Origin of the sequence: Chamaesiphon sp. VAR_48_metabat_135_sub (assembly GCF_031418915.1) — a bacterium.
In the GTDB taxonomy this organism is placed as follows: domain Bacteria; phylum Cyanobacteriota; class Cyanobacteriia; order Cyanobacteriales; family Chamaesiphonaceae; genus Chamaesiphon.
Window position 1 is genome coordinate 1 of record NZ_JANOJV010000128.1, and the last position, 23476, is coordinate 23476.

General features: G+C 43.9%; 21 protein-coding genes and 1 pseudogene. 9 read left to right on the forward strand and 13 right to left on the reverse strand.

Annotated features, from left to right (window positions below):
• From RMO55_RS08940 to RMO55_RS08950, 3 genes and pseudogenes are all read left to right on the forward strand, one after another.
• Positions 1-255, forward strand: a pseudogene (locus tag RMO55_RS08940) (hypothetical protein); the annotation flags it as partial.
• Positions 256-373: 118 nt separating this feature from the next.
• Complete coding sequence (locus RMO55_RS08945; protein ID WP_396134238.1) at positions 374-1219, forward strand: carbohydrate ABC transporter permease; 846 nt, start codon at positions 374-376, stop codon at positions 1217-1219.
• A gap of 63 nt (positions 1220-1282) precedes the next feature.
• Positions 1283-1933 (forward strand): hypothetical protein, encoded by a 651-nt coding sequence (locus tag RMO55_RS08950; RefSeq protein ID WP_310425905.1) that lies wholly within the window; start codon positions 1283-1285, stop codon positions 1931-1933.
• A gap of 214 nt (positions 1934-2147) precedes the next feature.
• Here the strand turns inward: RMO55_RS08950 and RMO55_RS08955 are convergent, their stop codons facing one another.
• Positions 2148-2867, reverse strand: coding sequence for a fatty acid desaturase (locus tag RMO55_RS08955; RefSeq protein WP_310425907.1), 720 nt, complete (start codon positions 2865-2867; stop codon positions 2148-2150).
• 252 nt (positions 2868-3119) lie between these two features.
• Here RMO55_RS08955 and RMO55_RS08960 point away from each other — a divergent pair, with 252 nt between their 5' ends.
• From RMO55_RS08960 to RMO55_RS08970, 3 genes are all read left to right on the forward strand, one after another.
• On the forward strand, positions 3120-4082 hold the full coding sequence (locus RMO55_RS08960; protein ID WP_310425908.1) for an orange carotenoid protein N-terminal domain-containing protein: 963 nt from the start codon (positions 3120-3122) through the stop codon (positions 4080-4082).
• Positions 4083-4367: 285 nt separating this feature from the next.
• On the forward strand, positions 4368-6737 hold the full coding sequence (locus tag RMO55_RS08965; protein WP_310425910.1) for a type II CAAX prenyl endopeptidase Rce1 family protein: 2370 nt from the start codon (positions 4368-4370) through the stop codon (positions 6735-6737).
• A 108-nt stretch (positions 6738-6845) separates the two neighbouring features.
• On the forward strand, positions 6846-8297 hold the full coding sequence (locus RMO55_RS08970; RefSeq protein ID WP_310425912.1) for an MFS transporter: 1452 nt from the start codon (positions 6846-6848) through the stop codon (positions 8295-8297).
• 202 nt (positions 8298-8499) lie between these two features.
• Here the strand turns inward: RMO55_RS08970 and RMO55_RS08975 are convergent, their stop codons facing one another.
• On the reverse strand, positions 8500-9930 hold the full coding sequence (locus tag RMO55_RS08975; RefSeq protein ID WP_310425963.1) for an isochorismatase family protein: 1431 nt from the start codon (positions 9928-9930) through the stop codon (positions 8500-8502).
• A 175-nt stretch (positions 9931-10105) separates the two neighbouring features.
• Here RMO55_RS08975 and RMO55_RS08980 point away from each other — a divergent pair, with 175 nt between their 5' ends.
• Positions 10106-10975: a branched-chain amino acid ABC transporter permease gene (locus RMO55_RS08980; protein ID WP_310425914.1), complete on the forward strand. Its 870-nt coding sequence runs from the start codon at positions 10106-10108 to the stop codon at positions 10973-10975.
• Positions 10976-11054: 79 nt separating this feature from the next.
• Here RMO55_RS08980 and RMO55_RS08985 read toward each other — a convergent pair whose 3' ends face one another.
• From RMO55_RS08985 to RMO55_RS09025, 9 genes are all read right to left on the reverse strand, one after another.
• Entirely contained in the window at positions 11055-12116 is a 1062-nt protein-coding gene (locus tag RMO55_RS08985; protein ID WP_310425916.1) for a mannose-1-phosphate guanylyltransferase, read from the reverse strand.
• 210 nt (positions 12117-12326) lie between these two features.
• Positions 12327-13451 carry a site-2 protease family protein gene (locus RMO55_RS08990; RefSeq protein WP_310425917.1) on the reverse strand — a complete coding sequence of 375 codons (1125 nt, stop codon included), beginning with the start codon at positions 13449-13451 and terminating at the stop codon, positions 12327-12329.
• Between the two features lie 229 nt (positions 13452-13680).
• A complete protein-coding gene (locus tag RMO55_RS08995; protein ID WP_310425919.1) occupies positions 13681-14151 on the reverse strand; it encodes a Rieske 2Fe-2S domain-containing protein in 471 nt (156 codons plus the stop codon).
• Between the two features lie 179 nt (positions 14152-14330).
• Positions 14331-15125, reverse strand: a complete 795-nt coding sequence (gene trpA, locus RMO55_RS09000; RefSeq protein ID WP_310425921.1) for a tryptophan synthase subunit alpha — start codon at positions 15123-15125, stop codon at positions 14331-14333.
• Between the two features lie 99 nt (positions 15126-15224).
• Positions 15225-15530 carry a DUF3007 family protein gene (locus RMO55_RS09005; protein WP_310425923.1) on the reverse strand — a complete coding sequence of 102 codons (306 nt, stop codon included), beginning with the start codon at positions 15528-15530 and terminating at the stop codon, positions 15225-15227.
• A 10-nt stretch (positions 15531-15540) separates the two neighbouring features.
• Entirely contained in the window at positions 15541-15753 is a 213-nt protein-coding gene (gene ndhL, locus RMO55_RS09010; protein ID WP_310425925.1) for an NAD(P)H-quinone oxidoreductase subunit L, read from the reverse strand.
• A 67-nt stretch (positions 15754-15820) separates the two neighbouring features.
• Positions 15821-16045, reverse strand: a complete 225-nt coding sequence (locus tag RMO55_RS09015; RefSeq protein ID WP_310425926.1) for a hypothetical protein — start codon at positions 16043-16045, stop codon at positions 15821-15823.
• Positions 16046-16074: 29 nt separating this feature from the next.
• A complete protein-coding gene (locus tag RMO55_RS09020) occupies positions 16075-17265 on the reverse strand; it encodes a GNAT family N-acetyltransferase (RefSeq protein ID WP_310425927.1) in 1191 nt (396 codons plus the stop codon).
• Positions 17266-17520: 255 nt separating this feature from the next.
• Positions 17521-18006, reverse strand: coding sequence for a hypothetical protein (locus RMO55_RS09025; RefSeq protein ID WP_310425929.1), 486 nt, complete (start codon positions 18004-18006; stop codon positions 17521-17523).
• Positions 18007-18330: 324 nt separating this feature from the next.
• Here RMO55_RS09025 and argH point away from each other — a divergent pair, with 324 nt between their 5' ends.
• Entirely contained in the window at positions 18331-19716 is a 1386-nt protein-coding gene (argH, locus tag RMO55_RS09030) for an argininosuccinate lyase (protein WP_310425930.1), read from the forward strand.
• A gap of 151 nt (positions 19717-19867) precedes the next feature.
• Here the strand turns inward: argH and RMO55_RS09035 are convergent, their stop codons facing one another.
• Positions 19868-20041: a hypothetical protein gene (locus RMO55_RS09035; RefSeq protein WP_310425932.1), complete on the reverse strand. Its 174-nt coding sequence runs from the start codon at positions 20039-20041 to the stop codon at positions 19868-19870.
• A gap of 423 nt (positions 20042-20464) precedes the next feature.
• On the opposite strand from RMO55_RS09035, the gene RMO55_RS09040 reads away from it, so the two are divergent.
• Complete coding sequence (locus RMO55_RS09040; protein WP_310425934.1) at positions 20465-21304, forward strand: alpha/beta hydrolase; 840 nt, start codon at positions 20465-20467, stop codon at positions 21302-21304.
• 12 nt (positions 21305-21316) lie between these two features.
• Here the strand turns inward: RMO55_RS09040 and RMO55_RS09045 are convergent, their stop codons facing one another.
• Positions 21317-23458 carry a pentapeptide repeat-containing protein gene (locus RMO55_RS09045; RefSeq protein WP_310425936.1) on the reverse strand — a complete coding sequence of 714 codons (2142 nt, stop codon included), beginning with the start codon at positions 23456-23458 and terminating at the stop codon, positions 21317-21319.
• Positions 23459-23476 lie beyond the last annotated feature (18 nt).

Below are 23476 nucleotides of genomic sequence, written 5' to 3' on the forward strand. Positions count from 1 at the left end.
GCGTGTTTTTTGATTATTGGGAAAGCTGAGAATAAATCGGGTAAGACTGTCTTTGATGCCGATGTCTACGGACGAATTTATGATGCGGATAATAATAATGTATTGCCAAATCGAGGACGTGTGGGTTTAATTGAGCAGGTACCACCAGGTATTAATGATTTTGAGATGCGGATTACTGTACCATCGAATGCACGTCAACCGTTGCAACTGAAAAAGTTTAAAGCATCTGGGTTTACCACAAAAATTAGACAGTAAATTCTTCAGTCAGGATTTAGGATTTGGAATTTGGGGTTCGGGATTAGGAGAGATAATTTTTCAGAAGCACAGGATCGTACCTCAATTTAGCAACGCCCACTTATCACTACTTCGCTCTATGCAATCTACTTTTTGGCAATCCCCCACCGCTAGATTAGTCTGGATTTATGGTAGTTTGAGTGCGATCGCTAGTTTGATGCTATTCCCCTTACTCTGGTTATTGAGTACAGCACTCAAATCGGCTGATGAAAATATTTTTCAGTCGCCACCCCAGTTATTACCGACTCATCCGACAATAGACAACATTATTACCGTCTGGCAAAGTAATGATTTTGGACGCTACTTATTTAATAGTAGTGTAGTAGCGATACTCAGTGTAATTATCAATCTAGTTTTTTGTGCGTTAGCAGCTTATCCGTTAGCCAGACTAGAATTCAAAGGTAAAGAAATCATTTTCTCGATCGTGGTATCGACGATTATGATTCCATTTCAGATTGTGATGATTCCTCTCTATATCATTGCTGTGCAACTGGGATTAGTAAATACCTATTTGGGTGTAATTTTACCCAATCTTGCTTCAGCTTTTGGTATCTTCTTGCTCCGTCAAGCCTTTCAATCCGTACCCAAGGAACTCGAAGAAGCCGCGAGGATGGATGGCTGTTGGGAGATCGGAATTTGGTGGAGTATCATGTTGCCCGCAATTCGCCCCTCCTTAGTTACCCTGGCAATTTTTGTGTTTATTGGTGCGTGGAGTGATTTTTTATGGCCATTAATCGTGCTGCAGGAAGACACTTATTATACGCTACCGTTAGGCGTGGCTAAATTAGCCGAAGGTGCATTTGGCTTAAATTGGCGATTGGTAGCGGCTGGCTCAGTTATTTCAATCGCACCTGTATTAGTCTTATTTATGTTCGTCCAGCGGTATATTGTGCCGACATCCGCCGGAAGTGGGGTGAAGGGTTAAAATAGTCACTGTATAGCGTAAAATTGTGTATAGTACGACACGAATTATTGCACTATAACTCATATGTCGATCGTCAATATCCAGGATGTTCGGATCGCCGAGACAGTCAATCCCAAACATCCAAACCAAGAAATATTAACGCTAAATTATCTCAATCGCCAGTATTCCTTAGTCCAATTTTTTCCACTTAGTCGATTGGATTCAGCTCAAAACTTATGGCGACATCTCACGACCGATCGATCTCAAATATGTATAATTGTTAAAGACAATCAGAAGTATTCTGTCTGGGCTGAAACTATCCAGAAACCAGTCAGCTCCGATCCACCCGATCTGCGGCTAGAATCTGTCTTTCGCGCTCAACTCTGTTTGATTGATGGACTATGGGCTGAACTAGAAGAATTGTTAGGTCAAAATCAATCAGCAGCTTTTGGCAAGGAGATACTAATTAGCATACCAAAAATCTCATCGCGCACCGAGTTATTGGCAGCAGTTACGATCGCTAGGCAACACGGAAAGTCCTTGGTGGAGCCGCTCGGAACGACAATCGATCTAGCTAACATTTCAGCACAGCAATTATCTAAGTTATACCAAGAAATCCAAAGATTGGGGGACAAATATTTAGGTAAAAATTATACTAAAGAACTATTCGGCGATCTACAACAGAAATTACCACCGCAACTCAAACAAAGTCTCCAAAATTGGCTGGGTAACTGATTGATAATCTCACATCTTGCACCATCTGGCTCAATCCTTAGTGCTGGTAAGGGGGAGTGGGGAGAAACACACTCACCACCTGCTTTTTGTTCCAATCTGATTTATCGTGAATATGTATTGATGCCAGATGAGAGTAATTGATAATTTCTTTTTCCTTCTGGGGAGAGGATTGAAATAATAAAGTTCCTGAAGCCTAAAACCTAAAACCGAACCCCTAATCCCAAATCCCTAGTTTGTTCAATTGCCACCAGGGAATCTGGGGTGACTCGTGGTGTTGACGGTGATAGCCGAAATGATAGCAGGTAATTAATGACCACAATGTCGATCGATCGATAGTTATGGCCCGATGTCGATTATCATAACCGCCTTCAGGTTCGCGATGGGGTAAGAAAGTCCCAAAGTAAAAAAGCTGGAGCGAACTTAATAGGGATGGGAGAATCCAAAATACAACTAGATTAGCGAGCGGAAATTGGCAGATAATTAGATAAATTGTCAAGATTGCGCCCAAATTCATTAGTTGTCGCCAACTGATGTGTTCGCACACGAATTGTCCGTACCATGCCCAAAAATGCGATGTTTCTCCATCGTGAAAATCGGGATCTCGATCGCTAGCTGGATATTTATGATGTAAGTGATGCTTGATGGCAAGTTGTGAATAGTCAAATCCAGCATACAACCATAAACACAATTGCCCGATCGATCGATTCAAGTTAGGCCAATCACCAACATTCCCGTGCATCGCATCGTGAGCAGTAATAAATAATCCTGTATAAATCCAAGTTTGCCAGCCAACCAGACAGAGCAACAAAATTGGATGCAAAGTTTTAATCTGAACTTGAGTGCAGCTCCACAGGCTAATTGCCCAGACTCCAACGATCGTCATAGCTACCTGTAATGGTAAGCTGTTCGTGAGTCCTCGGAATTTTGCTGTCATTAGGTTTTAGATTTTAGGTTTTAGACGCATATTTTAGATATAGAGTTTGAAACCCACATTAACATGCTTCCGAATCGAAGTATCTAGCTTGCCTAACATAAGAGATAATAAACACTCTCATAACTTAAGCAATATTTATTGAAACGGCTTGCTTTTTTGTCAATAACTGCTTTAATATCTTAACAAGACAGTAAAGTTTTGTAAACAAAATCTAACAAATATCTGTTTATCCCATATAGGGTCATAGTAATTATGTCTATTTCACTCCAGTCTGCTCAGTCAATCTTTTCCAACACTTTAGTTGCTGATGCAATTCCTGCTGTTACCGCAGCCTTCGACCAACTCAGCGTTGAAGACCAATTAGCTTTACTCTGGTACGCCTACACTGAGATGGGTGTAACGATTACTCCTGCAGCCACAGGTTCGGCAAGTATGGCACTCGCGCAACCATTGCTCGACCAAATCAAAGCAATGCAACCTGATGCCCAGACTCAAGTTATGACCGATTTGGCAATGCATACAGATACGCCAATTTGCCGTTCGTATACTGCATTCCGCATGAATACCAAACTTGGTTTCTGGTATGAATTGGGACAAATGATGAAACAGGGTTTGGTAGCACCAATTCCCCCTGCTTACAAGGCTTCTGCCGAAGCAAGTGCGCTACTCGACACGATCAAACAACTCGATGCAGGTCAACAAATCACTGTATTGCGGAATACAGTAGTTAATATGGGCTATGACCCCGCACGCGGTCAAGATTATGACAAACGCGAAGCACCTTCCGTCACGCCTAAATCTTTTGCCGATCGCTCTCGCGCCGCAATCGAGGGTGTAGATAACTACACTGTGTTAAGCTATATCGATAACATGAATGCCTTTGATTTTGTCTCGGCATCCAATTTATTCGTAGCCGAAGGTGCGCTCCAACCGCCATTTCAAGCTCCTGTTGTCGGCCCTGCGGCGATTCTCACCTACATGCGTGAAGAATGTGTGGGCTTGAAAATGTTACCAGAACGTGGTGTTGTGGAAACGATCGAAGATGGTTATACTCAAGTCAAAGTTACAGGTAAAGTCCAGACTCCTTGGTTTGGTGCCAGTGTCGGGATGAACATCGCTTGGCGATTCCTACTCGATCCTCAGGGTAAAATCTTCTTCGTCGCGATCGATCTTTTAGCTTCTCCTAAAGAGTTGCTCAATTTACGCCGCGCGTAATTGATTAGCTAGTAATTAGCCACCAAGAAGTAAATAGGGATGGATAGATAAATATCAATTCATCCCTATTTTATGAATAGTCTTCTGATTAGGATAGTTCATTACTTGTCGGTCGTCAGTTTTTGGCATACTATTAATTGGCACTAAATTAGTAGATATTCGCTAATCATGAAGTTTAAGTACTGGCGACTAGTTTTATGCTGTGCTATCGGTATTTGTTGGGGCTGGTTTTGTCATCAGGCAATTTCGGCAAGCATTAAGAACCCAAATTTACCCATATCACTAGTGTCTGCAGTAGTCGGTAAAAATTTGCATCAGCAGATAGAGATCGATAGTCAGCATGTCAATTATCGACTCTCCAACGGAGACGCTACGCGAACGAATGATGAGTGGATTGGACGGTTAATCCTGCCCAATTTGGAGGAAGTTAAAAAATTCGATCGCATCGATTGGGTGTGGGTAAAAATCAAACATGCACCAGCAATAAATCGCGAGTTAATTGGTAAAACCATTCGACTGATATGGCAGCCAAAATCTACGATTGAGGCCGATGTTCGTCAGGTTACTACCGATATTAATTTTACACCTGGGACGATCGCCAGTCAAAAAGAAGGGAATATTCATCCGCAACGACTTAATGGTAGATCTCGCGTCGGCGCACTTCAATCACTAGCGGGAGCTAGAGAGATTGACAATATTTTGGTAAGATTGGCAGGGGTAAATATCGATCGGGAAAATAGTTCTAAACATCCGATCTTGACGATCGATCGCGAACCAGTTCAAATTACTGGAACATTAACTGGATTAGTCAAGGTTCTCGGCACAGATCCTAACCTACCAACTGATTGTAATCAGGTTCAATCCTGTCCCAAGGAGTATTTTCGAGTTAGACATTACAATCCCAACTCGCGAGGCTTTGACGGGCAAACAGAGACGATTCTGATTCCCCAAGTACCAGCGAAAAAATCGGGTTTACTGCCCAGTACAATTCGGGATTTAGATCGATCTCCAGCCGGTCATCAAGGTTGGTATATTAATGGGGAACGCGATGCTAGTGGTTTATTTACCGTCGCCGCGATCCAACCGCGATCTTTATTTACTCTAACACCCCAACGTAATCTGACAGGTGCAGATGCAAAATTAGACTATCTCAACGATCGACATTGGGCAAATATCCTCCAACAAAAAGGCACATTATCACAAGTTACATTCGATCGTCGCACGGAACGATTGGGCGATCGATCGCTAGTCATTCATTTATTTGGGGGGATTGGCGGTAAAACTGGTGACAGTCAAGGATTATGGCAAACTGTCACCGGACATTTTGCCTATGGAATGGCGACAGTAATTCGATCGGAATTTACAGGTGAATTGGAGTGGGAAATCGAATACAACCAAGTATACGCCCACAATTCCGATGGAATTATCGCTGGCAAACAAGATTGGGCGACTTACATGGGACATCTCCAGCGTGGCTGGTTGGCGACTCGTCCAGTTGCCGATTTATTAATTAATTATCCCCCAGTAACGGAAGATTATGATTTCGGCGGAATTCAGCTCTCACCGTTGACAGAGTTACAACGACAATTGCACATTGCAGGAGCGCGTTATCGCTCTGGCGATGGGACGGGAAATGCTAGTGTCACACCTGCGACATCCTGCGTGCAAGATGCCAATCAAGCACTGTATGTCACAATTCGACAGTTAAATCGCCAGGTTCAGTCTCAACCGCAGATTCCAGCTTGGATTGCTACTCACCCCCAGCACCCTCAAACCCTGAGATTTAGAGAGTTACAATCATTGGGAGCCGAGTTAGAAACAACTCTCGCACCATTGGGAATAGTCCGCCAAGATTGGCAAGAAAATGCGACTAAATTAGCTGGAACCGGATTAGATAAGGGATTTATGAGCAGTAGTAATCCAGTAGCTGGATTAATCAGTTGGCGAACGATGTTACCACGAGGTGCGCAAGATGGGATTGCCAAAATTTTCAGCCGACATGGGGCGACAATTTGGTTTTTAAATACTGTTCAGGTGGGTGGTGTGAATCCAGATATTATACCGATCGCACCGACTATTCTATTCGGTCAATTTCCGTTATTATCAACTTTAGTAATTAGAATATGGGCAGGGATAGTCACATTGCCAAATTTATCTGACTGGTTCTTCGTATTGGTATTAATAGTTTGTTATGCAGCGATCGCTTTGCCGATCGGATTTGGATTTAGTTTTTTGACATTAGATTATGCACCCAAAAGTCAGCTAAACATTGCAGACTTAGGTCTGGTAAAATTTGCCCAATCCTGGGTTTCGATCTTTTTTATGCCTGCACTAATAGAAGAGATAGGTTTTAGATTATTATTGATTCCACACCCGATCGAGACAGCCACATCAAAAGATATTTATATTTGGTCGGCGATTTCTTTGGGTTTATTTATTATTTACCATCCAATAAATGCCCTGACACTTTTTAGATCGGGTAATCCGACATTTATGGATTGGCGATTTCTCACCTTAGCTGGCTGGTTGGGTGGAGTTTGTACGATCGCTTATCTGATGACTGGCTCAATCTGGTCATCCGTAGTAATTCACTGGTTAGTGGTAGGATTGTGGCTAAACATCTTCGGTGGTAAACAACGTCTAATTAAGTCGTAACTCGTAACTACTAAGTCGGCTGGACTTCGTTAAGATATCGCTTTGTATTTTGCCACCAATTAATTTTTCCATCTTGCTCGTACCCCGATCGATAGTTAAATACCCTATATGAATCCTGCTCAGGAGATTGGAACACCACCCTCGATCGAGAAAATGACCTTCGCTACCAAATTTGCCTATGGTACTGGAGATATTGGTGGCGCAGTAATTGGAATCTTATTACTGTCTTATCTCTCACCATTTCTGACAGATGTCGCTCATCTAGCACCTGGTTTGGCGGGTGCGACGCAATTGGTAGTTAGAGTTTGGGACGCTTGTATCGATCCGATTATTGGGATTATGAGCGATCGCGGCGACATTTTTGGTGCCAAAATTAAGGCGAAGTGGGGAAGACGTTATCCCTGGATGCTATTTGCAGCTATTCCATTTGGGCTATTCTTTATCTGTCAATGGTTAATCCCTTTTCCCGAAGCAAATCAATGGGGGTTATTTAGCTTTTATACGCTGGTGTCGATGTTGTTGGGGACATTTTTCACGATGTATAGTCTTCCCTATACCGCGCTGACGGCTGAGTTAACCGAAGATTATAACGAACGAACTAGTTTGAGTAGCTTTCGATTTACCTTCTCCCTGGGGGGAAGTATCGTTGCTTTATTATTTGCGCGGGCTGTTTTTCAACAGGTAAAAGCCCCCGCCCAGCAGTATTTAACGATCGGGATTATCTGTGCGATTATTGCCGTATTGCCGATTTTCTATTGTGTGTGGGGAACGCAATCCCGAGCAAAACTCGTCCATGAACATCAAGCTGCGAGAATTGAGAACGCCAAATCTCTCTCACTCAAAGAACAATTGCGATCGGTATTTACCAATCGTGCATTTATGTTTGTCGTTGGTATTTATCTCTGTTCCTGGTTCAGTCTGCAACTTACGGCTGCAATCATTCCCTATTTTGCCGTAAGTTGGATGGGATTAAAACAAGCAGATTCACCCCTAATTATTCTCGCCGTTCAAGGTACCGCACTGGGAATGTTATCTGTCTGGAATAAAATCAGTCAGAAAGTTGGTAAAAAAGCAGTTTACTTCATGGGAACGGGCTTCTGGATTATCTCCCAAGCAGGTTTATTTCTGCTTCAACCAGGTCAAAATGCGATGCTCTACACTCTAGCTGTTATGGCTGGATTGGGGGTGTCTACGGCTTATTTAGTGCCTTGGTCGATGTTGCCAGATGTCATTGAATTGGACGAATTAGAAACCGGACAACGCCGCGAGGGATTATTTTATAGCTTCATGGTGTTTTTACAAAAAATCTGTCTGGGTGTCGCGCTAGCCGTAATTTTACAGAGCCTGGAATGGACTGGTTATATTCATCCCACAGATACAGTTCTTGCACCAGTACAACCGCCAGCAGTATTAATGGCAATTCGACTCGCGATCGGCCCAATTCCAACTATATCGCTAATTGGTGGCTTAATTCTTGCTTATTTTTATCCAATTACCCGCGAACGTCACCAACAAATTCTTTTACAATTAGCAGAACGACGCAAGTCAGTCGATCGCTGATATCACTGATTTCAACGAACCCGCCCTCACCTACTGTTGACCTTTCACCGTTGTGGCGTGCCAGTAGCAATCGTATTTTTGATTGGATTGATGAAGAAATATTCAGGTTGCTGGTGTGGTTGGGCCGGTTTGTACAGAGGTTGATTGCAAGTTTGGATTAGTGGCATAAACCTGTCCCTACAGATTATTCTTTACCAATAAATCAACGATCGACAAATCCCTGAAAATCTAAAATATCGAATCCTGGCTGATAAGAATTAGCATCAAAACTGTCATTAATGTTTTCCTCGCGAAAGAGTCGTAGCATTCGATCGGCTTCGGCTTGTTCCTTTGCGAGTCTTTCTTCAGGGGAAAGAGAATTTATCCACTCGACTCTAGCGTTTGCTTCCGCTCTAGTTTTGCTGGGTGTACCAATCCCCCAGACGGCTCTATTATTGGGGTCGTAGTAGGTGCCAATATACCTCAGCGTCAACGAGATCCGAGGTGCGTCCGCGCCGTTACTCCCAAGCTGTTTGATGCCATGATAGAACTTTTGGTTGCTGTCTAGGTTCAACATAAACAAGGAACCGTGGGGTAATGGCAGTTTTTGGGGTACCGAACCTTTCTTGTCTTTCGATCGAAATATCATCGATCGAGTTGCCCCCAGCGAGACATTCACGATAAATGAAGGGCGGATTACATCCAGGGTTTTATCCGCATGTTCGCCGATAAAATCGCGACCGTTGCGATAGAGTTGAATCAAACAATGATTCAATGGATGACCGATTCTGCGTTCGACTTCTTGCCGAATCGAATCGATCGTTGGTGTCCAGTGGGTTAATGGGGGCTGTTCATCGGCTGGATGTCGGTATAATGGTTCTACACCATCAGGTTCCTTCGTGCCTTGGAGGGCAATTAAACGGGGTACTGCGCTGCCACGATGAATCATATTATGCCAAACAACTTCGTCGTGCAATCGATCGAATGTCCGATCGTCAATGCAAGCTGAGAGCGAAGCACAATGCAATGTGCTATCTCCAGCAATGTTGCTCAGTCTAACTGGATTGCTGTCTGAGAGCAGTTCTCCCCAATTTCTAGTCGTAGCTCCGAGTTTTTCGAGTTCTCGAATTGCTAGCAGATGTTTACCTGGCGTGCTAGCAGAAGTTGCTTCTTCTAAAATCTCTACCTGATAACCCAATTGCATCGCTGACTTTGCGGTGTGAAACACGCAGATATTAGTCGTGACTCCACAAATAGAAACTTTGGTAATTTGTCGATCTTGCAACCATTGATGCAGTGTAGTCTGCTCGAAAGCATCGTACCAATGTTTGAGGATGTAAATTTCATCATTTGTTTGCGCTGCAAAAGCACTGTGCAAAGCAGGGGCGATCTCGCTACCCCAAGTATCTTTGGCACAGCAAGGTTTACCAATGTGGGTTTTGCCTTGGAGTTCTTCTGATGTGCCCGTTACTTCGCCATAATTTGAAGCGATCCAAGCAACATGTCGATGTTGTTGCCTTGCGGCTTGTACCAGCCAATCGATCGCATCGCAGAGTTGTTGGGGTTCGATATGTCGCTTGCTAAAAGCACCGCCCTCCGTTAAAAGTCGTTCTGGAGATCGACGAGCAAAAGAGCGGAGAGAGATTTCATCGATCCTGTTTGCTGAGAGTCATTGTAGCTGCCACGTTCATTATATAACTTACCGTAGGGTCAGGTCCAAAGGCTTCTTCAAGAAATTGGAGATCTTGCCGTAACGATCAAAATATCCTAATTTCTCTGGCGATCGGACGAACCTGCTGTAAGATATTTCCAGCGATATCAGATAGAGTATGGACCCCCAATTAATTGTAAATGGCATTGCCCTGGGTAGTATTATTGCCCTGGGTGCAGTTGGTTTGACTTTGACATATGGCATTTTGCGCCTGTCAAACTTTGCACATGGTGACTTCATGACTTTGGGAGCATTTATCGCCTGGATGTTGAATATGAGTCCGATTCCAGTACTAAATAATATCTGGGTATCTATGCTAGTCGGCATTGTGGCGACGGTAGGCGTTGCATTGCTATCTGAAGCCATTTTGTGGAAACGAATGCGTCGCGTCCGCGCCACAGCGACGACGTTGGTAATTATTTCGATCGGGTTAGCCTTATTTATCCGTAATGGAATTCTGTTAATCTGGGGGAGTGAGGCAAAGCGTTATAATCTGCCTGTGAGTGAAGCGATCGATCTATTTGGCATCAAGATTAAGTTCTATAATTTGGTCGTATTAGGATTGGCAATAGTGGCAATCGCTGGGTTGCATTTTCTCTTACAAAATACCAAAATTGGTAAGGCAATGCGGGCGGTAGCCGACGATATCGATCTAGCTCGTGTGACGGGAATTAATGTCGAACAAGTCGTCTTATGGACGTGGATTATTTCTGCTAGTTTGACCGGATTGGGCGGTCAAATGTATGGATTAATTACTAATGTTCGTCCCGATATGGGTTGGTTTCTAATTATGCCGATGTTCGCTGCTGTGACGTTGGGCGGAATTGGTAATCCTTATGGTGCAATTGCTGGAGCCTTTATTATTGGCATCGCTCAAGAAGTTTCGGTACCAATTGTCGGTTCTCAATATAAACTGGCGATCGCTCTAATTCTGATGGTATTAACTCTACTATTTCGTCCTCAAGGATTATTTAAAGGTACGGCATAATCGCTACATCCCCGACTTATTCAAAAAGTCGGGGATGTGTCTCGCCGGAAGATGCTGTCTAACACATCCTATCGTTAAATTAGAGTAGTCGATCGAGTTCTCGATTCTCCTTAATTTTATTGACAATTTGTTTGATTTCTTGGGTACGATCTTTAGCAACAATTAGGGTGACATCGCCATCGCGAACGACGACGACATCTTCTAATCCGATCGTGACTACTACTTCATCGGGATTGCTAGCATAGAGCACCGATCCTTTGGTATCGATACAGACATGATTTGCTAGTTCGACATTAATATTATCGCCTTTCATCAGTCGCTCGATCGCGTTCCAATCGCCCAAGTCATCCCAACCAAAATCAGCGGGAATTACATGGGTTAATGTGGTTTTTTCCATCAAGGCATAATCGATACTAATTTTTGGTAGCGTAGAATAAATACTTACACCTTTTTCGATTAGTAGCTGCATCAATTCTGGTGAATATTTCTGGAGTTCGGCGATCGCAATTTTGGCAGTGAAAATAAAGATGCCACTATTCCAGGTATAATCACCACTAGCAATAAAGTTTTTGGCTGTTTCTAAATCTGGTTTCTCTGTGAATCGATCGACTCGATAGGTTTTTAAATACCCAAACTCGCCGCTGGATTCGCCCTGCTGAATATAGCCATAACCAGTCGATGGAAAAGTCGGTGTAATGCCCAAGGTGACGATCGCACCCTGATTCTGAGCCAATTCCACCGCTGACTCGATCGTCTTGGCAAACGCATCGACATCGCCAATCCAAGCATCGGCGGGGAAAAAGCCAATTACCACATCATCCCCATACCGTTTGGCGACTTCCAAACTCGCCCAAGCCACAGCCGCCGCCGTATCTCTACCCTCTGGTTCTACTAGTAAATTATCCATCAGAAGCCTGGGTAATTGCTCCTGAACACCTGTCGCGAGCATTCCCGACGTAATCACCCAAATATCATCCCAACTACCCACAATCGGCAGCAATCGATTAGCGGTGGCTTGCATCAGACTTTCGCCACTACCATCGAGACAGAGAAACTGTTTGGGGCGATGTTTGCGGCTGAGTGGCCAAAACCGTTCGCCTTTACCACCAGCAAGAATTACAGGGACAAATTTTGGTTGCATGGAATCGATCTAGAGAATCACTAAATTTTACTTGCAGTCGATCGCAATTAATTCACACTACCATGACTTCAGCCGCCCTCAAAATTCAAGGTAGGGGCAATTCATGAAGCGGCGGTTTTATTCGGGGGGAACCCTCGAATAAAAAACCGACAAGACATTGCCCCTACCTTGAATTTTGAGAAATAGCCGATTTCTATTGCTGTAATTAACCTAAGCAGGATTAGTCTGAGGTTGACGTTGTAGGAGATTAATCACCGCCGCTTTTTCTAAAAGTCCGACTAGAATACCATCGCTATTTGTCACGCTTAGAGCAGTAACTTGTTTGGATTCTAATTGCTCGATCGCTTGTAATAATGGTCGATCGCTGATAATAATTGTGGATGGTTCGATCGATCGCATTAGTTCACTGACTAATGTATCCGCCCATCGATCGGATTCGATCGTTTTAAGTGCGTCTAGTGCTAATTCGCCGACTAATTGTCCAGCTTCGTTAGTAACTAGAAACTTTTGCCAGTTGCTACCAGAAAGTGTACGTTGGTCTACAAATTCTCGCAGAGTGATATCTTCAGTAATAATTGGACTATTGGGAGTAACAGCGTCTGCTACAGTTAATCCAGTCAGACGTTCTTGAACTCGCGCAAACTGGGCAGATTTACCCGCATTTTGGAGTAAGAACGAACCGATAAGTAAATTCCAAATATTGTCGAAGCTACCATACAATACTAGCGGTAGTAAGCCAGACGCGATCGCCACCCACCCAAAACCTTGACCGACGATGCTGGCAATTTTTACTCCCTTGTAAGGATTTCCTGTTACTTTCCAGACGATCGCTTTCAGGATATTACCACCATCGAGCGGTAAGCCAGGAATCAGATTGAATAAGCCGAGGGATAAATTAATCGCCGCTAATACTGCGGTGATTGCAGCTAATGGGCCAGTAATGTGACTTGTAAAGCCGATCGCTGTCAGAATACCACACAATAATAAACTAACTGCGGGGCCAGCGATCGCTACCCAAAAGGCGGCGGCTGGTGTGTCAGATTCTTTCTCTAGGCTGGCTAATCCGCCAAAGAGGAACAGGGTAATGGATTCTACTTTAATCCCTTGTTTAATTGCCACGAAGCTATGTCCTAACTCATGGGCGAGTACCGAACCAAACAATAATAATGCAGTAATTAGCCCTAATATCAACGGACTAGCACCTGGGAGATCGGGAAACTGCGCCGCCAACCCATCTCCATAACTCCATGTCACCAACCCTAATACCAAGAACCACGACGGGTTAACGTAAAAAGGGATGCCAAATAAGGAACCGACCCGGATATTACCATTCATAACAGCGACCTCTAACTCTAAAGTCAACGAGCAGTTGTTGTCTCGATAGGTCTATTGTAACGAAATATTAAGTAAGCTCTCATTATTCAGACGGCGTAATATCCGTCTATGGCGGTTCGGTTGTAGCTAGAGGTTAGGCTTTAGACTCTAGTGACATTATCACTAGATTGTGTTTTTGGCAAAAGTGCAAGCAATGCCCATGCGAAGTATAGCAACTTGAGTTATTTATCTAAACTTTAACTAGGACTTGATTGCCAACAATTTTTGCAGAATAGGTAGTTAAAGGCTTTGTCGCAGGGCCTTTCAAAACTTTACCATCGGCGGCAAAATCCGAATCGTGACAGGGGCACTCATATTTTTTCTCTTCAGCTACCCATTTGATATCGCAGCCTTGATGAGTACATTTGGGGTTGACTGCAAATAATTGCTTAGGATTAGCTGGATCTCTAGCAACTGCGACTTCCTTTGTCTGCAAATATCCAGCTTTCTCTAATTGGGTGACAGATCCGACAACAGTAAAACCGTCAGCCGTTTTTTGTGTGATTGGTTTAGCAGCACTAGGATCGCCTGTACCTGGGGGATTAGTCGTAGTTACTTGAGTAGACGATTTACTGGGAGCACAAGCCGCAAGGACAACTGGGAAGCAACTAGTCAACCAACCGATACTAAAATAAGTAATAAAGGAACGACGTTTAATCATAATTTTGGGAACACGATTTGTTTGAATAAAGACAATAAATTATTTTTCTTTATTCTAGCGATTTTTTACTACTATTCAAGCTATGCTTTGCATGGTAAATGTAGCAAAGAAAGATCGGATACTAATCGACAGCGATGGCATCTAAAATTAAATCGGTGCCATAAGTTTTTAAATACCAATTAATCAATTGCTGTTTTCAGACTGCGACAAAATTGCTCGATCGAGGATAGCCCTTGTACAGGTGTTCCTTCGGCTAAACGTTTAACCATCGCACTGCCGACAATTACCCCATCTGCGCCCCATTTTCGCACCTGTTGAGCGTGTTCTGGGGCGGAGATCCCAAAGCCAATTGCGATCGGTTTATCGGTGACACTCCGAATATTTGCTAAGATATCGCCTACTCGATCTTCCAATCCCGATCGCACGCCAGTTACACCAGTTACACTGACTAGATAAATGAATCCTTGAGACTTCTCGGCAATTGCCACAATCCGCTCCTGAGAGCTAGTTGGCGCAACGAGCAGAACGATTTCGATTCCAATCTCCGTCGCAGGTACTAATAGCTCTTCAGCTTCCTCTAGGGGTAAATCTGGCACCACCAAACCCTTGACTCCAGCCGCCGCAATTTGGCTCAGGAAATTGCGAATTCCTAGATTGAGGATGGGATTGTAATAAGTAAATAAAATAATCGGTGCTTTAATCTGGGGACTGACTTGAGCCACCATCTGAATCACATCATTTAACTTGACCCCTTTTGCCAATGCACGGGTAGCCGCAGCCTGTATAATTGGGCCATCTGCCAAGGGATCGGAATAGGGAACGCCCAACTCGATTAAGTCGGCACCTGCGGCATCGAGGGTTTTGAGAGCTGCCGCCGTAGTTGCTAAGTCAGGATCGCCAGCGGTAATAAACGGAATTAAAGCACACTGTTGGCGATCGCGTAAAGACTGAAAACAACTAGAAACGGAATGCATATGCAGGGGGGAGTAGGGTGTGGGGGTGTGGGGTGGGTGTGGGAGGTGTGGGGGTGCTTGCGTCCAAACGCGATATCCACTATCTACTATTCACTTAAATTATGCTTGACGTTCTTTTTCGATTTCGGCTTGGATTTTGGCTAATTGTTCGGGCGTAAGTTCTTCGAGACGTTTTTGGAGTACGGCTTCTTCATAGTCTTTGAGCTGTTGGGTATAAGTCATTTTTTTAGTCGCTACCCGAAAGACATAGCTAAATGACCACCCCAAAATAATCATCACTAAGACTAGTTGACTCCAAATTCCAGCATTAATATTATCTAATCCAGCAAGCTGTAGCCCTAAATATCCAGCACCACCGATCGCAAAGACGACAATTCCAATGATAATGACATCAATTCTCCGCATTATTCTGGATCTAAGCCTCAATTGCGCGGCGTTTGGGACGAAAATTTAGGAATGGCGATAGCAATAGCATTCCAGGGAAGAAGAAAAATACCAGGAAATACATTAAGAGCCGCTCGATCGAACTAGCTACATACCATCTATTTTGGAGATATAGATACAATCCGCCAGGAATTACCAACAGGTAGGCTCCGCTCAGAATTAAATACAAGAGTGCGACGATCATATATTTGATATCTGTCTACTTAGTTAACCTCTATTCTATCAGCTTAATGGGTCTGATTCGTTCAATGTCACACTTGATAAAATTTATAGCCAATTCCACCAATGACCGCCCAAAATAACAATCCACAGCAGACACTCAGTAATCCATCGAGATTAATTTCCTGGACATTCGATCGATCTTCCTTAGACTTAAACAATAAGCTTGCAATCCAGTAGCCTGGAATTTTAATGATGGTATCAAAGAGGATTGAGATAAAGATCCAATTGATAATTTCAGCAACAACTTCTCCCATTGCCTTGTCTGAGTATACTTTTGGTTCGACTAGGAAATGTCTTCCGAATCATTTTTTTCAATTCGGTTAGGGAGCGGCTGGCGAGAAGGTTGGAGACTCTGGAGCATTTCGGCAATTTGGAGATTTTCCAAAGAGAGATGTTTTGCTTCGCGGAGCTTATGCCACACAGAACGAGACATCAACATGCTATGCTCAATTCGCACCGCACCGATTTGTTGGAAGTATTCTTCGCGTTCGGGCTGATAGTCAGCAGAAACTAATCGCAGTGGCTGCGAGGGCAAATATTGACAAGATCTAGCTAGTTGTGACATCAGCTCCGGATAGAGCCAAGTATATGCTGGATGGACTGTTAATTCGGCTTGATGGGTTTGGGGAGTGTTTTCGCCCAACAACTGACGTTGGTGGAGCTTCTCTCCTGGAGAATCGTGACTCAGAGATAACCGATAATAACCGATCGCGGCTTTTCTTTGGGTTTCAAAGACATAATTACTCACAGATTGTTTCTGTTGGAGCCATTCTTTGACTTTACCCACTACCGTTTGGACGAAATTATTTTTAAAGTCGTGGATTTGACGATCGAAGACTTGACGCAATAAGGGCGGCATGGATACTGTATCTAATTGGTAGATCAGTTGGGCATCCGTATTTCTGACGGGGAGGAGGTTGGGTAAATCTGGTTCCCTCTGTGCCAATTGCTGTAGCAGTTCGGGCGAAATTTCCCAGTAGGTGAGATGAGCCAGGGGTTGGAAACCATTCTGCCGATATAGAGCCAGAGTAGAGTTATCATTGACATCTACTTCGAGCACCCAAGTACTTGCTTCAACAATATGCTCGAAACAATAGCGGAGTAATTGAGAACCAATATCGTTTTTCCCCGTAACTTGTTCGGGGGTGGTTGCCTGACTATCGATCGACACCCATTCTACATGCCAGGTGCTGCGAGTCCGATTAAAAGGCGAAACGCTAATAATACCACGTACCCGCTGTTCGCACTCGGCCACTAACAAGGCTCGATCGGTAAAAGTGGGAGTGGGGACAATATTGAGGAACTGGAAAGGTGCATACCAGCGAGTCATGCGCCCGAGCAACTGCTCGATCTGAACTTTTACTGCTGGATCGGTAATAGTTGTTTGTTGACATAAGTTAGCAATCGCGTCAATATCTCGATATTGCAGCGGACGAACGATCGTCTGATGTTTAGATCCATTAGTCGCGGCCATTATATATCCTTTGTCAACCTAGAGGTCGATACTACTATAACATTTTCAACAAGATTGAGATCTCTATACCTATTTACGAGAAATGTTGGTCATCGCTGAATCCGCCCGAGTCAAGAAATCGAGTAATTCTCTTGCTTTTTAAAAACTATTTGCGACTTACTACTTACGACTTATTTTCAGTTTTTCCCCTTTGCAGGGAGTGTGAGCGAGCAAAATTGGAAATACTGAATCCTAACGGTGTAAATGATGCTTTATTTATTTTTTGTCCATGACAGCGGTGATTGCCTTAATCGCCGATGTCAAACCTTCTCCAGCTTTAGCTTTGTCAGGGGTCGCCGATCCCATCGCAGTTTTGACCATTTCTAGCCCACTGGCAATCATCGGATAGCTAGCACCAGCTTTAGCTTTAACCATTGGTTCTACGGCTGGCCATAAACCGCTAAACTTATCAAATTGAGACTTAGCCTTGGTCATATCTCCACCTTTGACGGCAGTGTTTGCCATTACTAATGCAGTTTTGACAGGAGTTAATTTGAGTTTCTCTGCTGGAGATAGTGCCGCACCTGCTGCGGGAGCAGTTGCAGTCGGCGCAGTAGATGCACCAGTAGTGGGAGCAGCCGCTTCAGGTTTGCCAGCAGGCTCGGTAGTTTCGACTTTTTTGCCGCAACTAGTGATGGTTAGAGCAGCACTGAGACATAAAACGGTTAATAAACTGCTAGCTTTGATGGTAGTTAATTTCATAGACATATGGATGTTTGAGTAAATTTGATAGTTCGCACTACATTCATATGATAGCGTGGAAATAGTGGATCGTGAATTGTAACTAGTGGACCTTGCAGCCATTGGCCACAGAGGGGAGAAGAGTGTGGGAGGGATGGCTGTACCACCGTAGTGGGAAGATGGGGATTGGTAGGGAGTGTGGGAAGATAGGGAGGGAAGAGGGGAGATGGGGGCGTGTGGGAGGATGGGGAAGAGAAGAAAGATAGACGATTGTGTCCTCTCCCCACATTCCCCACATTCCCCACACTCCCCACACCCCCACACCCCCACACCCCCTAATCGAACATGTCTCTACCACAAACTTGGAGCGATCGCTTTGAAGGTACTCTACATCCATCGATCGCTAAATTTAATGCTAGTATTGGCTTCGATCTCGAACTGATCGAATACGATCTGACTGGATCGTCTGCTCACGTTCAAATGCTTGCCAAAACTGGGATTATTAGCCAGACTGAGGGCGAACAACTAGTCGCTGGACTAGAGCGAATCCGCACCGAATATCGAGCGGGAAATTTTAATCCTGGTGTCGATGCTGAGGATATTCATTTTGCTGTCGAACGACGGTTGACGGAAATTGTTGGCGATGTCGGGAAAAAAGTCCATACAGCTCGATCGAGAAACGATCAAGTCGGGACTGATACTAGATTATATCTCCGCGATCGCATCCACCAAATTCAATCCCAATTGCGGGATTTCCAGCAGGTATTACTGACGCTTGCCGAAGCCAATGTTGATACGCTGATTCCTGGCTATACGCATCTCCAACGCGCTCAACCGCTGAGCTTGGCTCATCACATGCTTGCCTATTTTCAGATGGCTCAGAGAGACTGGGAGCGGCTAGGGGATGTTTACAAACGGACGAATATCTCGCCGTTGGGTTGTGGTGCGCTTGCTGGTACGACTTTTCCGATCGATCGAGCCTACACCGCCCAGTTACTCGGTTTCGATGATATATATGGCAATAGTTTAGATGGTGTGAGCGATCGAGATTTTGCGATCGAGTTCCTCGGTGCCGCTAGTCTGATTATGGTACATCTCAGTCGCTTGGCAGAGGAAGTAATTATCTGGGCATCGGAAGAGTTTCGATTTGTCAGTTTGACCGATCGTTGCGCCACTGGTTCGAGTATTATGCCTCAGAAGAAGAACCCTGACGTACCCGAATTAGTACGTGGGAAAACTGGACGAGTATTCGGACATCTCCAAGCGATGCTGGTGATGATGAAGGGTTTACCGCTGGCTTACAACAAGGATTTGCAAGAGGATAAGGAAGCTCTATTTGATGCTGTCAATACGGTACAAGCTTGTCTGGAGGCGATGACAATTTTGATGAACGAAGGGATTGAATTTCGCCCTGCGCGACTCGCTGAAGCTGTCGCATCTGATTTTGCAAATGCGACAGATGTCGCCGACTATCTCGCGACGAAAGGCGTACCCTTTCGCGAAGCTTATAATTTGGTGGGAAAAGTGGTAAAAACTTGCTTGAGTCAAAACAAACTCCTAAAGGATCTCAGTCTAGTCGAATGGCAAGAATTACACCCAGCCTTCGAGACAGATATCTATGCGGCTATCGATCCCAAACAGGTAGTTTCAGCACGAAATAGTTATGGTGGGACTGGATTCGATCGAGTTCGTCAAGCGATCGATCGAGCCAAAATTCAACTTAATATCTAATGACTATACTAGTTGAGGCAAAGGTGATGGTCGAGAGGAATATATTCCCCCATCCACTCACCCACCTCTAGTTGAAAGCTGAAATCGGGAATTTGGCTTCCCCCCAATGAAAATTTAACTTTCAACTTTCAACTTTCAACTTTCAACTAATTTAGGTTGCTGCTGCTGAAGTATCTTCGTTATCTTCCTCAGCCGAAGTTCCACTAGATTGAGGACGGAATCTCGATTTGAACATGCGTCCACCAGTTGGGCGTTTTCTGAATTTACGAGCGTAAGCCTGATTACGCTCCGCCTTTTCCTTCTTCAGGTTGCGGCGTTTTGCCATATGTGCCTCTGTAAAAATAAACGATAGAGAATACTCACCAATCCGATGTGGACTGGATCTGTTAAAGCTGTGCTAGAAATCCTTCGCTGTCTCAATAAAATATTAAACCTAACTATCGGAACTTAATCCGATCGGACGCAGCTTCAGCAGATCCTATCATACGCGATCGCGAGCCAAAAAAACTAGAGGTCGATTTTCCAGGGGGAGAAGCTACTTGTGGTGAACTGCTGGGACTAAGCATCGCTGAAGTGAGTTGAACCACGCCAACGATCTCAATGTAGGCACAGTCATACTATCATTTAGCTTACCGTCGAGTAAGTTCGGCAGATTAGTTCGAGCAGCATTCAGCAAACGAGCGATTGCGCCCGTTAGATCCATCTCATCTTTTCCCCGCTTTCAACTTCCAACTTGCAACTTACCTTTATGCGCGATCTCATTTCTCGAATTAAACTCTCAGCAGGACAAATATTCTGGCGTGAAGCAGGAGAAAGTCATCGCCCCGTGCTGATATTTTTACATGGCAGTTGGGATGATAGTCGTCAATGGCAAAAGATTGTAGAACCATTGAGTAAGAACTTCCATTGTTTTGCAATCGATTTGCTAGGATTTGGAAATTCTACCGCAATCGAAATGCCAAGTTCGATCGAGACTGAAGTTAATTGTCTCGATGAGTTTTTACATGCACTCCATTTGCGTCCGGTTTATTTAATCGGGCATTCCTTAGGTGCCTGGGTTGCTGTCAGATATGCCTTAGAATATCCAGATTTAGTTCAAGGTGTTGTGGCAATTGCACCCGAAGGATTTTCGCTAACTAGTTGGCAACAATATCGTCGATTTACTAAATGGTTGCTCGCACACCCGTATTTATTTCAACTCTGGCTGAAGGTATTAGAGATATTGACATCCGTTAGTGATAGTGCTTATCCATTAGTAAAAAGCCAAGCCTATTGGAATTTTTTTAACAAGTTCCAGACTACTTGTTATCTATTTTTTCGACGATCTAGAAAGGTAATTTGTAGTGAATTAGTTGCCGATCGATTGTCTCAATTTAGACCACCTTTTTTAGTTCTACAGAGCGACGCAGACCATCGATCGACGATCGAACAAAGTCAATCTTATGCTAAAGCTGTCCGCAAATCTGAATATCGGGTTGTTCAGAATGTACCATCGCCGGAATTGGATCTGCAATTTGTTCGAGAAATTAAAAGATTTCTCGATCGAGTTCAAACTAAGATCGATCGAGAAGAAGTAGAATTGTGGTAGGAATATAGTAAATTAAAAGCCTAATAACTTACTAATTAGTGGCAATAATGTCGCGCAAGCACTAGCAAGCTTGGCGGCATCTGGTAGGCTAGAAATTGTTCCTTTGAGAAATGTTATCGACCTTTTGGCTGCTTTTTGAAGGACATTATCTGCTTTTGCCTGTCCAGCTTCAGCTAGAACTTTAACCTCTGCTAGAGCTTCCACTTTATCTTCAGGTGTTAATGCTGGTTCGGCTTCAATTGCAGCTTGCAACTGAAGTAATAACTCTTTCAGGCTCTGTTCGTTGGTTCCAGCGGAATCTGGTAGTTGGTTAATCGCGTTAGTGACATTGCCACTAATTTCGCCGAGATTGACAACACCACTGACATCTCCACCCACTAAACCGCTGATGTTGCTAATGTCTCCACTGCCAGATGTAATATTAATTGAACTTTTTTCAGACACTTTATCCCCCAGTTGGTAGTTAGTTTCAAAGTAAAACTTTTTGCCCTCGATCGCACTCATCACCATTTGTTCTAGACTGCGGATGCGTTCGTCTTTTTCAACGGCTGTGGCTAAGAGAGCTTTGATATCTTTAGATGGTAATGCAGAAATAGTCCGATAGCGTTCAAAATATTCGGCACTAAGTTGGGAGCTATCTGTTTTACCTGTTACCACCGCCTGCAAGCGAATTTTTTCGTTTCCCCGCCCTTCCAACGCAACAACTTCCAATCCAGCTTCGGGGTAATGCTCTGCCACTTCGGTTAGGGCAATAGCCGCTGCACTAGGATCGATACCTTGATAATGATATAAATCTAGAGATTTGAGCGAATTTGCAATCTGTCGAGGATCGAGATTTTGTTGATTGTATAGATTCAGCGTTTTAATAATGGGTGCGATGAATTCGGCAAAGTCACCTGCTTGAAAAATTTCCTGACGATTATCCGGTTTGCGCCAAGGTTCGGGATCGTCGATTGTGGGCAGTCTCATGTAAGTATAATCGCACCTAACTGCCTCGAAGATCGTATCGATCGAAATCGCCCAGTCTTGAATATAGGCTCCTGTCAAGCAAGCACCATGTAGATCCGTCTGGTACAACTGAGTTTGCACAAGTTTGGCTCTGGATAAGTTGGCATTTTGCAAATTAGCTTCGCTGAGATTAGCACCAATAAAGCTGGCATCGGTGAGATTGGCATTTTGGAGATTGAGTCCACGTAAATCACATAAATCGAAATTCTCAGCTTGTCCATCTTTAGTCACCACCAACTGGCGCACCCGAGCATCTGCAAGGTAAGTTCCCTCCAATTGTCCTTGTTCTAAGTGTTGTGCCTGAAACCAATTGGTGCGAGTCAATTTGGCAGAGCGAAAATCGGTACTTTTAAGTTTTGCGTTAGTAAAATCGGCATCAGTGAGATTTGCACCGTGAAAGTTTGTTCCACCTTTAGCAACTAAACCTGTTGCAATGAAATAAATAAGTTGATACTTTTTATTACTGGAAATTGCCAACCAACCCGCCCACGCCCCAGTCATAATTGAAGTTAAAGCGATTTGGAAAGAAATCCAAGACTCGATATTATCTCTCGAACCTAGTCCGATACCATAAACAATACCAAATGTTCCGACAAAAATAGTTGGAAATTTAGGATGCCAAATTGAAACTAGTCGAGCGATAGCAATACCAATCGCCATATTAACAGCACCAGATAAATTACCAGCAATTGCTAAAGCTACAAGCTGAACCTGATTGGCAATTTCAACTTTAGAGGTAGGCATGAAGGCAATCGTGGCGATCGAACAAGCAGCAACAACTTCTACACTAATAGCTAGCAATCCGCTTAGTCCTCGCAGTACAACTATCGCAAGTAGGAAAGCCAAGCTAATCAGAGCAATAATGCTGAATAAAAAACTGTCTGAATTACCTATTAAAATATTGCTGATAAAAGTGGCAGAATGTCCAGCAATTAATCCGCCGAATAATGAGATTGCGATCGCAATGACAATCAGCCCAATTTTCCAGGCAACAGTTAGTCCAGCTTGAGCATGACTAAAATTAGTACCGACTAAAATTGCGTTCGTAAAATTGGTGCCACGAATATTAGCATGGCTGAAATCTTTGCCGCTCCAGTCTTGCCCGCTTAAATCTCGCCCACTAAAATTCGCCCCTGTTAGATTCACCTGTTAAAATTCCCTTGC